We start from the raw sequence: 11,162 nt of genomic DNA on the forward strand, positions 1-11,162 counted from the left end.
CCCTTCATCTTGGGGTGATACACGCCGATATCGGCGTAATCGATCGGTGCTTCGACCTTGGCGACGCCGCGCAACGCCTTGCGCGGACCGCTGGCGTAGCGGTCGATCAAGAGCCGCACCATGTTGGCGATGTTCTGCTCGCAGCCGGCCAGCCAATATTGCAGCACCAGGAAGTAAGCGCGCATGTCCTGCGCGGTGCCGGGGATGAAGCGCAGCAGCTTCGGCAGCTGCCGCAGCATCTTCATCTCGCCCTTGCCGGCCGAACCTTCGTGCTTCTTGCCGCGTAGCTTCTTCAGCCAGTTGATCATGCCGAGCGCTTCGGCGCTCATGTCGAACTTGCCGATATGGGTCAGCTTCACCACTTCGGAGGCCGACATGCAGCAGACGATCGCGTCGCACTGCGTACGGCGCGCGACGAGCGCCGGCATCACGGCGCGGACGTGATCGTCCATGAACAGCATGGTGGCGATGATGATGTCGCCGGTCTCGATATCGGCGATGCAGCGCGCCAGCGCGACGGCATCCGTGCCCCACTCGTCGGCGGAGTGCACGGTGAGTTCGATTCCCGGATAGTCCTTGCGCAGCAGATTGCGGGCGCGCGCGGCGGCACCGGACAAATGGCTGTCCAGCGTGACGATGACGACCCGGACCGGGGTCTTGTCAGCGGGCGAAATGCGCTTTGGCATCGTACAAGGTCTCGACAGTGATGGTCGCGACGCCATTCTCGTTGGCGAAGCGCTCGGTGTTCCGACGGGCCTTGCCGCGCACGAAGAATGGAATCTTCTGCAATTCCTTCTCGGCTTCGGGAGCCCAGACGACGCCAGCGGCTGACGCAACTACCGTCGTTGGGACTGATGCTGCGCCTTCGGCAAGCGGCGCGCTTTGCGGCAGCGCAACGGCAACCTCGGCGGCGGCGGGCGCGACTAAAGGCGCATGGCCGGTGCCGAGATGCGACGGAAGCGCACCGTCCTTGAACTCGAAATCATCCTTGAACATCGCGAGGAGATGCTCTTCGAGGCCCATCATCAGCGGATGGACCCAGGTATCGAAGATCACATTGGCGCCTTCGAATCCCATCTGCGGCGCGTAGCGCGCCGGGAAATCCTGGACGTGCACCGGCGCCGAGATCACCGCGCAGGGCACCCCGAGCCGCTTGGCGATATGCCGCTCCATCTGGGTGCCGAGTACCAGCTCCGGATGCAGTTCAGCGACCTTGGCTTCGACTTCGAGGTAATCGTCAGTGATCAGCGCCTCGACATCGTACTTCGCCGCCGCCTCGCGGATATCACGGCCGAATTCACGGCTGTAAGTGCCGAGCCCGACCACCTTGAAGCCGAGTTCTTCGGAAGCGATCCGCGCCGCCGCGATGGCATGGGTTGCATCGCCGAAGATGAAGACGCGCTTGTTGGTGAGATAGGTCGAGTCGACCGAATGCGAGTACCACGGTAACCGCGTCGAAGCGGCGGCCAGCACTGGCTCGGGATCAATGCCCGCGAAGCCTGCGACTTCGCGCACGAAGTCGCGCGTCGCCGAGACCCCAATTGGGATCGTCTTGGTGAACGGCTGATGGAAGATGCGCTGCAGCCACGACGCGGCCTGCGAGGCAACCTCGGGATACAGCACGACGTTGAAATCGGCATCGCCGAGCCGGGTCAGGTCCGCCGGCGTCGCGCCCATCGGCGCCACCACATTCACATCGATACCGAGCTGGCCGAGCAGCTTGGTGATTTCCGCGACGTCGTCGCGGTGGCGGAAGCCGAGCGCGGTCGGACCGAGCAGATTGGCCTTTGGCCTCACGCCAGGCGCACGCTCGGCGCGCTTGGTGCCAGGCGCCGGCGCCTTCGGGCCGGCGATGGCGCGGACGAGCTGATAGAACGTCTCGGACGCGCCCCAGTTTTCCTTGCGCTGATACGCCGGCAGGTCGATCGGAATCACCGGAATCGGAAAGCCGAGCGACTTGGCGAGCCCCCCAGGGTCGTCCTGAATCAGCGAGCCGGTGCATGAGGCGCCGACGATCATTGCCTGCGGGGAAAACCGCGCATAGGCGTTGCGAGCCGCGCTCATGAACAGCTCGGCGGTGTCCTTGCCGAGATCACGGGCAGCAAACGTCGTGTAGGTCACCGGCGGCCGCTTGTTGCGGCGCTCGATCATGGTGAACAACAGATCGGCGTAGGTGTCGCCCTGCGGGGCGTGCAGCACGTAGTGCAACTGCTCCATGCCGGTGGCGACGCGCATCGCGCCGACATGGGGAGGGCCTTCATAGGTCCAGACCGTGAGCTGCATCTTAGGCCACCAGCTTGGCGCGGCGAACCAGCGGACGCGCGAACAGCTCGGCGAGATCAGCCGCCTGCTCGTAGCCCTGGATCGGCGTGAAAACGAGTTCGATCGACCACTTCGTCGTGATGCCTTCCGCCTCGAGCGGATTGGCGAGGCCGAGGCCGCAGACCACGATGTCGGGCCGCGCGACGCGGCAGCGGTCGAGTTGATGATCGACGTCCTGCCCTTCGGTCAGCGCCACATCGGCCGGCAGTAGCTTCAGCTCCTCGGCCAGATGCTCGCGGTGCAGATACGGCGTCACGACTTCGACGAGCTGCATGTCCAACTCACGCGACAGGAAGCGCGCGAGCGGAATCTCGAGCTGCGAATCGGGGAAGAAGAAGATGCGACGGCCACCGAGCTCGGTCTTGAACGCGGCCAGTGCGCGCTCGGCGCGGGCGCGATTGGGCGCGGTGACTTGCTCGAACTTGGCCGCGTCGATGCCGAATGCGTCGGCCGCGGCACGCAGCCAGCCGGTGGTGCCTTCGACACCGAGCGGGAACGGTGCGGCAAGCCGCTTGGCGCCGCGCTGCTCCAGCGCCCGCACGGTGTCTGGCAGGAACGGCTGCGCCATCAGGATCTTGGTATTCGGCCCGACGCTCGGCAGCGCGGTCGATTTGCGCGGCGGGAAGAACGCGACGTTGTCGATGCCGAGTGCATCGAACATGCGCTTGAATTGATCTTCGACGACGTCGGCCAGCGAGCCGATCACCAGCAGCGACGGCTTGGTGTCGGTCGCGGCGGGAAGCTCCGGAACCATCGAGGCCAGGCAAGCGTCCTCGCCTTGGGTGAACGTCGTCTCGATGCCGCTGCCCGAGTAGTTGAGGATGCGTACGCCGGGCGAGAACCGCTGCGACAGACGGATCGCGGCACGCGACAGATCGAGCTTGATGACTTCGGACGGGCACGAGCCGACCAGGAACAACAGCTTGATGTCTGGCCGCCGCTCCAGAAGCTGCGCGACAATGCGGTCGAGCTCGTCATTGGCGTCGGTGAGACCGGCCAGATCTTTCTCTTCCATGATGGCCGTGCCGAATCGCGGCTCGGCGAAGATCATCACGCCGGCCGCCGACTGAATCAGATGCGCGCAGGTGCGCGAGCCGACGACGAGGAAGAACGCGTCCTGAATTTTTCGTGCAGCCAGACGATGCCGGTCAGCCCGCAGAACACTTCACGCTGGCCGCTTTCGGTACGAACTTCGCGCGCCACAGAGCCTTCGACGCAACTCGGCACATGCACGGTCATGCCCGGCCTCCGGACATGCTGGCGCCGGCGAGCTGCGCGGCGATTCGCTCATCGCGGCGCGCGGCTTTGAGCTTGAGGACGAACTGCGTGGCGTTGACGACGTAAGTCGCATAGGCGGCCAGCGCGACGAACATCTGCTGGCGTGCATCGCCGATGCCGGCGAACAGCATCACCAGATAGGTGGTGTGAAGCGCCAGAACGAGGAAGCTGAACACGTCCTCCCAGAAGAACGCCTTGGCGAACAAATAGCAGCCGAAGACTTCCTTCTCCCAGATCGCGCCGGTGATCATGATTGTGTAGAGCACCAGCGTCTTGATCACGACCGAAGCCGTGGCAACGCCGTAACCATCGCCGGTCGCGAGGTAGCGCAGGACGAGTCCAAGACTGATCAGGAAGACGACAAACTGAACCGGCGCCAGAATCCCCTGCACCAAAGTCCATTTTGTTGCATCGCGGCGGAGCCGCTCCTCAGCCGTGTAAAGCAGATTAAGTGTCTGACCGCCTTGTCGAACCTGTCCCTGAGGTGTCGCGCCGGCTTGACGCGCCGCAGCAACGGAATCCTCCGCGTCACTGTAAACACCGTTTGACACAGAGGGGTCGCGGTGATGCGATACCGGCACGGGGAAGCGGGAGGGAGCCACCGTCACGCCCAGACCGCCAATTTCTTGATCTGATGCTGCTCGATGAGGCACCGCGCTACTCCCTAAAGTGCGGGCTGACAAACAAAGGCTAGTCTTCGACATTGCCACTGTCAATCAAACCATACGTAAATTAAACTTGACGCTCGGCGAGCTCGGACGTCCACCAAAGGTGAGGGAATACCCCATGTCCAACTGGAACGAGTTTTCGGACCCGACCGCCGTCACCACTGAACCGAGGGCGGTGCCATCGCCGGAGGCGCCCACGATTGATGGCGCCATCCCCGGCGAATTGCCGATCCTGCTCGCCGATCCGCTGTGGCGTTCCCCACCCCGGCTGAAAGCGGATGGGATCGTGCGTTCGCTGCACAACCAGATACTCCCCCAGGTCGGAATGGCGTTGCGGGCGATGGCCGCATCCGAGCCTTCGCTTTCAGCCGATCGCGCCCCGTCGTTTCCGGTTCAGGGATTCACGATGCAGGCGCTGCAGAACGACGAGGCTGCGGCTTTCGCAATCGTCGAAAGCCTTATCGCGCAGGGCGCCACTGCTGAATTGATCTTGCTCAACCTGCTCGCGCCGAGTGCGCGGCTACTCGGCGAGATGTGGGAAAACGACACCACCGACTTCGCCAACGTCACACTTGCTATCAGCCGCCTGCAGCGAATCCTGCGCCATATCGGCGAAGCCTTCGCGCCGGACAACGCCAGCGGCGGCACCGTGCTGTTGACGCTCGGTAGTGGTGAGCAACACAGCTTCGGCATGGCGATGGTGGCCGAGTTCTTCCGGCAGGACGGCTGGCATGTCTGCACTGGGCCGTTCGAGTCCGACGACGAATTGGCGCTGCTCGTTCGAGAGCGCTGGTTCGACGTTGTCGGTTTCTCGGTCGGCAGCGAACGTAAGCTCGATGAAATCGCCCGGGCCGTCGAGATTGTCCGTCGCGATTCGCGTAACCGCGCCGTCGGCATCATGCTCGGAGGACCGATGATGGTAGCGCGGCCGGAATTGGCGCTGCGGCTCGGCTGCGATCTGATCGGCCGCGACGGGTCCTTGGCGCCGCGCCATGCACGCGCTTTCATGGCCATGCGTGAGAGCGCGCAGTGAGAATGGAGCAGCGTTCGCCGGCTCCGCACAATCTGCTATAGGAGCAGCCGAAAGGCGGGACTTCGAGAATGGAAATCGCTTCGGCGGGCCGCAGCTTAACAGCGGCCCTCTATGGACGGACCCGGGAGTTGCATCGCGACGCGGAGCGCACCGGCCTTATCGCCGACATGCTGCACGGACGCGCGGATCGACGTGGCTATGTGCTGCTGCTGCGCAATCTGCATCCGGCCTACCAGGCGCTCGAACAAGGCATCGAGCGGCATCGCGATAGCTTCATCCTGGGCCCGATGGCGAAGCACCGACTCGATCGCGCCGGTGCCATTCGCCGCGATCTCGATGCGCTGTGCGGCAGCCGCTGGGCCAACACCGTTCCGATGCTGCCTGCCGGCGTTGCCTATCTGCGCCGTATCGAGTCCGCGGCAGCCGGCGACGGCAGCCTGCTGATCGCCCACGCCTACACACGCTACCTCGGCGATCTCAATGGCGGGCTGATTCTTCGGCGACTGCTGGAGAAGACGCTGCGGCTCGGACCGGAGCAATTGGCGCATTACGATTTCTCGGACATCGGCGACGTTGCAACGCTTAAGCTCGCCTATCGCGAAGCGCTCGACCAGGCCGGCGCCGCTGCTCCGGATGTCGACCGCGTCGTCGAGGAAGGCGCTGCAGCCTTCGCCTGCAACATCGCGCTGTCAATCGAGATCCAACGCGTTGTCTCAGAGGGCACAGCAGTCGCCGCCGCTGATACCTAGGATTGGCTGGGCGGATCGCCCGCGGTGCGGGCGGCGTGAAGCACCAGATGTTCGAGCACTTCGGCGGTGCGTAGCGTCGACTGGCGCACCCCCTCCAGCAGATCGGCGATCCGGCTGGCTTCCACCCCATAGGTGATCTCCAGGGCTGCGAGCTGCGCGTTCTCGACGACGGCTGACAGCAGGTTCTGGTAGACGAGGTCGGATTTCGAATCGAGCCTGATCCGACCGACCCGCGTGCTCTTCAGGATGCCTTCCTGGAAGCGGCTGCGCGCCGCATCGGCGGCGCGACGGTCGGCATTGTCGGTTAAGATCAGCACGCAACCCAGGGTGCGATCGCGCGTCGGCATTACCGGGTCCGCGCGCACAGTCATCGGTCGCAGTTCGTTGCCGTCGGTGCGCAGCTGGATCTCACCACGCCAGCTTCGGCGGTGTTCGATCAACTCGGCGACGTTGCGTCGGAACTCGTCGGAATCGTGTACGACATCAGCGAGCTCATCGAGCTTGACGACGGTCTGGCGCGCCTTCGGCAACACGTCCCGGAAGGCGTCGTTCATCAGGAGGATTCGCCCTCCTACGTCAGTGATCAGCACCGGCTGTCCGGAGCTGCGCACCTGACGCGAGAACTGCTCGAACTGGTCCTGCGCGATCAGCGTCCGCACAGCGCGGAACTGCAGCACGATATCCGTGACCGACTGGCCGATGGTACGCGCAGCGGCGAGATCGGCCGGCGTCCACGGTTCCGACGTCCCCTCCACCACTTGATGCCACTTGGCGAAAGAGCGGCGCGGCGACAGGTCGGCGGGGCTGTCGCCGATGACGAACGGTTTCTGCGGATCGCCGCCCCAGGTCACGGTGTGGACGCGTTCGGGACGAAACCAGATCAAGTACTCGCCGGCATGGCTTGAAATCGGCGCCGCAACGACCCCGCTGGCCGTCCTCGTCAGTCGCGCCAGATCTGGCGCTTCTTGCGCCAGCGAAGCCGTGGCGATGACGGTGGTTCGCGGCTGGTGATCGAGCCAGACCACGAGATCGCGAATGTCTTGCGTGCCCGGCACATCGCCGATGGTGCGGACCTCGCCTTCCGAGATCAGCGCGCAACCGGAAGCGCCGAGCGGCTGCAGGATCGGCTGCGACGCATCGAAGATCGCGCCGCGCCAATCGCCCTCGCGGGAGATCGCCTCGATCATGCGCTGCTCGAGTCGTTGGACGAACAGCTCGGCCTGGCTTTGCGCAAAGCTCTCAAGTGCGGTGATGCGAGTGGCGATCGCTTCGGCCAGCAGCTCGCACACCGAGCGCAGCTCGAAATGGATGAAGCGCGGCTGATAATGGTGGCAGGCGATCAATCCCCACAGTTTGCCGCCCACCACCAGCGACACCACCAGCGTAGCGCCGACTCCCATGTTCTTGAGGTACTGCAGATGGATCGGCGACATCGAGCGCAGGAAGCAGCTCGACATGTCGAGGTCGCGCCCGGTCAGTGGCGACAGCCGCGGCTCGAGCGGCACCGGCTGATAGTTGACGTCCACCAGCACGCGGACCCGGGTGCGCTCGTAGAGCCGGCGGGCCATCTGTGGAATGTCGGACGACGGGTAGCGATTGCCGAGAAAGGATTCGAGGCCGTGGCGCCGCCGCTCCGACAACACCTCGCCATGACCTTCATTGTCGAAGCGATACACCATCACCCGGTCGTAGCCGGTGTGCGCCTGAAACAGCGAAGCGGCGTCTTCGCTGAGCGCGCGCACCGAGCCGGCATTGCGGATGATCTCGAGCGCGTCGCCGAGCAAGCCGGCGAGTTCGAGCGGAGGCCCGGCGCGCTCGAGTTCGATCACCATCCCACCTTCCGGCGGCCGGTGGATCAGCCCATCATAGTCTTTCGCAGGCTGCCCGATCCGGCAGCGCACCGCGATCGGCGTGCCTTCCACGGTCGGATCGAGATGCGGCAAAATGCGCATCAAGAGATCGCCATCGAGCTCGGCCAAAGGCAGTCAAGGCAGCCTAGGTACGCCTAGAAACTCTGTGGCGTTGGCACTGGCCTGAATGATGATGTGATCGGGTTCGCTGACAACCAGCAACGCGCCATGCCGCTGTATCGAGCCGGCGAGATGATTTGGTTCCCCCCCGCATTCGAGAGGGCGCCCGTTCGAACGCCCGGATGGCCGGGGCCTGGGGGGCAACCAATCCTCTGGGTCACCGTCCTGCGGGCCGGGCCCTTTATCATCGAGCCCATATCTATTCAGCTTGGCATAAAGACTTTGTCGGCTCAATCCAAGCAGTTCCGCTGTGGCGGTGCGGTTGCCTTTGGAAATATCGAGCGCTTCTCGAACGTAATGCTTCTCGACGATGGTAACGGCGTTCTTGACCAGCTTTCGCAATGACGAGCGGCCGAGCTGCTTGCTGATCTGCCCGAGCGCATCGCGGAGCGCGTCGCCTTCGCCGCTCCCCCCGAGGCGCCGCGACACGTTCCGCAGTAGCACGCCGGTGTAGCCGCGGTCCTCGCCGTCCACCGCCGATATCTCGACTTCCGTCTCGCTGCCGAGTTCGCCGCGCACCACGGTATGAAATAGCCGCACCGTTTTGTACCGCCGCAGATGGCCGAGCAGCGCGCCGAGATCGGCGCCGGGCTGATTCAGCCAACGCCCGAGCGGCTCTCCGATCACAGATCCCTTCGAACCGAGTTCGACGATATCGAGGAAGGCCTGGTTGGCCTGTCGGATGATGCCGCTGGAGTCGAGCGCGACGAATCCATCCGGTATGCGATCGATCAGCTCGCGCAGACTTGCCTGCTCTTCGGCATCCTCGTTCTCGGGAGAACTTGCGACCGGCGCAAAATGCAGCAGGAAGACTTGCCCCTGGGGCGAGGACATCATCGAGCAGCGCAGCATCCACGGCCGGCCCTTGCGGGCGGTATGAACCAGAATGCTCAGCGCCATCCCGCGCTCGCGGACTCGCAACAACATGTCGCGAACACTGTCGCGGTCAGCCGGCGCGATCTCCTGGAAGAACTCGCGGCCGTTGAGATCCTCATTGATGCGATCGACGCCACTCAGCGCCTGAATAGCGGCGCGGTTGGCCTCGATGATGCGCAGGTCGACGGCCGATACGATCAGGACGGCGTCCGTGGAAGCTTCGAAAACCAGCCGGTAGCGGGTCTCCAGCTCGCGAAACCGCCAGTAATCCCGCTCCATCGCCTGCTGGGCGGCGATCAGACGGGCGTGCAGCTCGGTGACCGCCTGCAGATTCTTGCCGACCGCCAGGATGCCGGTGCGATCGCCCAGCATCATGGTGGTGAATTCCATAGGGATCTCAGCGCCGCTCGGGAATCGCTGATTGATCTGGCGGAAAGCCGAAATGCCGCTGGCGCGGGTATCAGCCACGATGCGACGGACTTTGTCGCTGCCGTCGGCGCCGACCACATCGGTCCAAGCCTGCCCGAGCCAGCCGTCGACACTCTCAGCCGCCATTGCGGGAGATAACGTTGCGTCGCGGATCACCCCCTCCAAATCGAGGACAAGGGTGATGTCGGGCTGGACAGGTCTAGCAGCCATTTTACCGCTCAGGACGCGGTGCCCTTGTCACAGGAATGCAACAGGGGTCGCAAGCAGCAACTATTCGGACTTTCCGGCCCTGACAAGTGGGCGCGATCGGTGGAACCCATAAAAATCCACCGAATTACCTATTCCCTGAGCAAATTCTTTCTGAATCAAGGCTATAAGTCGAATGTGTCGTCCAGTGGCGCCGCTCCGATTGTCATAACCGCTTTACAGGTGAATGCAGAAGGAGTTTGGATGGCACGTTGTCGCAGGTCGCCTGCCGCCGGGTTAGGCACACAATGACGAAAGTCTAGGACGAGCTAAGGAGAGAGACGTGGTCCGTAACATTCTCGCAATTCTCACCATCACCGCTACGGCGGGTACGCTTTCGATCGGCACCGCGTCGGCGCAGGACGCCGCCAAGGGCGAGGCCGTCTTCAAGCAGTGCATGACCTGCCACCGTGCCGACAAGAACATGGTCGGCCCGGCGCTCGGCGGCGTCGTCGGACGCAAGGCCGGCACCGCTCCCGGCTTCACCTATTCGGAGCTGAACCATCACTCGGGCGAGGCCGGCCTGGTCTGGACCCCCGAGAACATCATCGCCTACCTGCCGGATCCGAACGCCTTCCTGAAGAAGTTCCTGACCGACAAGGGCCACGCCGATCAGGCCACCGGTTCGACCAAGATGACCTTCAAGCTGGCCAACGAGCAGCAGCGCAAGGACGTGGTCGCCTATCTGCAGACGCTGAAGTAAGCGCTCTGCGGCGAGCCGCGGCGGCTCGCTCGGCTATCACAACCATCAAAGATAGAGCCCTGGTTCAATCCGAACCGGGGCTCTTTCATTTTGGCGATGTCATCCACGCCAGCGCCGCGTGACGTCGATGAGGTGCGCCACACCGGCGGCAGTCAGGCACAGCGTGGGGATCATCCAACCGGAGCCGGCCAGCACCGCGCGTAGCGCCAAGAGCATCAGCGCGCCCGAACACAGCCCCGGCAGCAGGTCGGCCGGCGCGACGCCGCGGCGCTTCCAGCGCCAATAGGCGAGCAGCGCGATCGCCTCCAGCACCACGACGATGAGTACGATGTCGGCCAGGACGCCGTCGGCAAACAGGCTGGACATCATCGACATGGCGGCTCCGGATCGGCGGCGGGACAGCTTGGCCCGGCAAGCGTCGGGGTGATCAAAACGGCGCGTTGAGCGCCACGACGATCCAGTTCAGATACGCGGCGAACGACACCCAGACGAGATACGGCAACAGATAGTAGCTTGCGGTCCTCGCGTGACGCCAGAAGCCGACGACGCCGACCAGCACCGAAAGCCACAGCAGCGGCACTTCCATCAGCGCCCAATCCGGCCGCCGGATGGTGAAGAACAGCATGCTCCACATCACGTTGAAGAAGCCGTTGGCGGCGAACACGCCGATCACCAGATCGCGCTGCGCTCGGGTCTTGGCATCGCGCCACGCATAGATTGCCGACATCGCCGCTAGGGCGAAGATCAGCGTCCAGGCCGGCGCGAACGCCCAATCCGGCGGCTGCCAGGACGGCTTGGTGAGGTTTTGATACCAGCCGCCGGTGTCGG

10 protein-coding genes and 1 pseudogene are annotated in these 11,162 nt (G+C 64.1%); 3 read left to right on the top strand and 8 right to left on the bottom strand.

The window, feature by feature from the left end:
- From I5M_RS11790 to bchF, 4 genes and pseudogenes are all read right to left on the bottom strand, one after another.
- A partial coding sequence (locus tag I5M_RS11790; RefSeq protein WP_031336114.1) for a DUF3479 domain-containing protein occupies positions 1 to 686 on the bottom strand: 686 nt, incomplete at its 3' end.
- Positions 661 to 2,283, bottom strand: a complete 1,623-nt coding sequence (gene bchB, locus I5M_RS11795; protein ID WP_022721593.1) for a ferredoxin:protochlorophyllide reductase (ATP-dependent) subunit B — start codon at positions 2,281 to 2,283, stop codon at positions 661 to 663. The genes I5M_RS11790 and bchB, both read right to left, overlap by 26 nt.
- A gap of 1 nt (position 2,284) precedes the next feature.
- Positions 2,285 to 3,561, bottom strand: a pseudogene (locus I5M_RS29590) (ferredoxin:protochlorophyllide reductase (ATP-dependent) subunit N).
- Positions 3,558 to 4,151 carry a 2-vinyl bacteriochlorophyllide hydratase gene (gene bchF / locus I5M_RS29595; RefSeq protein WP_376738677.1) on the bottom strand — a complete coding sequence of 198 codons (594 nt, stop codon included), beginning with the start codon at positions 4,149 to 4,151 and terminating at the stop codon, positions 3,558 to 3,560. Before bchF ends, I5M_RS29590 begins: the two are co-directional and overlap by 4 nt.
- A 187-nt stretch (positions 4,152 to 4,338) precedes the next feature.
- Here bchF and I5M_RS11810 point away from each other — a divergent pair, with 187 nt between their 5' ends.
- On the top strand, positions 4,339 to 5,301 hold the full coding sequence (locus I5M_RS11810) for a B12-binding domain-containing protein (RefSeq protein ID WP_244431979.1): 963 nt from the start codon (positions 4,339 to 4,341) through the stop codon (positions 5,299 to 5,301).
- A 68-nt stretch (positions 5,302 to 5,369) separates the two neighbouring features.
- Positions 5,370 to 6,050: a heme oxygenase (biliverdin-producing) gene (locus tag I5M_RS11815; RefSeq protein ID WP_022721596.1), complete on the top strand. Its 681-nt coding sequence runs from the start codon at positions 5,370 to 5,372 to the stop codon at positions 6,048 to 6,050.
- Here I5M_RS11815 and I5M_RS29600 read toward each other — a convergent pair.
- Both I5M_RS29600 and ppsR read right to left on the bottom strand, forming a co-directional pair.
- Positions 6,047 to 8,002 carry a PAS domain-containing sensor histidine kinase gene (locus I5M_RS29600; RefSeq protein WP_244431980.1) on the bottom strand — a complete coding sequence of 652 codons (1,956 nt, stop codon included), beginning with the start codon at positions 8,000 to 8,002 and terminating at the stop codon, positions 6,047 to 6,049. The genes I5M_RS11815 and I5M_RS29600 overlap by 4 nt on opposite strands.
- Positions 8,003 to 8,035: 33 nt before the next feature.
- A complete protein-coding gene (ppsR, locus tag I5M_RS11825; RefSeq protein ID WP_244431981.1) occupies positions 8,036 to 9,595 on the bottom strand; it encodes a transcriptional regulator PpsR in 1,560 nt (519 codons plus the stop codon).
- A 319-nt stretch (positions 9,596 to 9,914) separates the two neighbouring features.
- Between ppsR and I5M_RS11830 the strand changes: the two genes are divergently transcribed.
- Positions 9,915 to 10,334 (top strand): cytochrome c family protein, encoded by a 420-nt coding sequence (locus I5M_RS11830; RefSeq protein ID WP_022721597.1) that lies wholly within the window; start codon positions 9,915 to 9,917, stop codon positions 10,332 to 10,334.
- Between the two features lie 99 nt (positions 10,335 to 10,433).
- Here I5M_RS11830 and I5M_RS11835 read toward each other — a convergent pair whose 3' ends face one another.
- Together I5M_RS11835 and I5M_RS11840 are read right to left on the bottom strand one after the other, a co-directional pair.
- Positions 10,434 to 10,709: a hypothetical protein gene (locus I5M_RS11835; protein WP_022721598.1), complete on the bottom strand. Its 276-nt coding sequence runs from the start codon at positions 10,707 to 10,709 to the stop codon at positions 10,434 to 10,436.
- Positions 10,710 to 10,761: 52 nt separating this feature from the next.
- Positions 10,762 to 11,162, bottom strand: a 401-nt coding sequence (locus tag I5M_RS11840) for a TspO/MBR family protein (RefSeq protein ID WP_022721599.1), incomplete at its 5' end; no start/stop codon positions are given.

The sequence above is a fragment of the Rhodopseudomonas sp. B29 genome (assembly GCF_000333455.1).
Lineage (GTDB): Bacteria > Pseudomonadota > Alphaproteobacteria > Rhizobiales > Xanthobacteraceae > Rhodopseudomonas.

Excerpts from the sequence above, each read along its gene's own strand:
- I5M_RS11815 (WP_022721596.1), top strand. The coding sequence starts at position 5,370 with ATGGAAATCGCTTCGGCGGGCCGCAGCTTAACAGCGGCCCTCTATGGA.
- ppsR (WP_244431981.1), bottom strand. The coding sequence starts at position 9,595 with ATGGCTGCTAGACCTGTCCAGCCCGACATCACCCTTGTCCTCGATTTG.
- I5M_RS11835 (WP_022721598.1), bottom strand. The coding sequence starts at position 10,709 with ATGTCGATGATGTCCAGCCTGTTTGCCGACGGCGTCCTGGCCGACATC.
- bchB (WP_022721593.1), bottom strand. The coding sequence starts at position 2,283 with ATGCAGCTCACGGTCTGGACCTATGAAGGCCCTCCCCATGTCGGCGCG.
- I5M_RS29600 (WP_244431980.1), bottom strand. The coding sequence starts at position 8,002 with ATGCGCATTTTGCCGCATCTCGATCCGACCGTGGAAGGCACGCCGATC.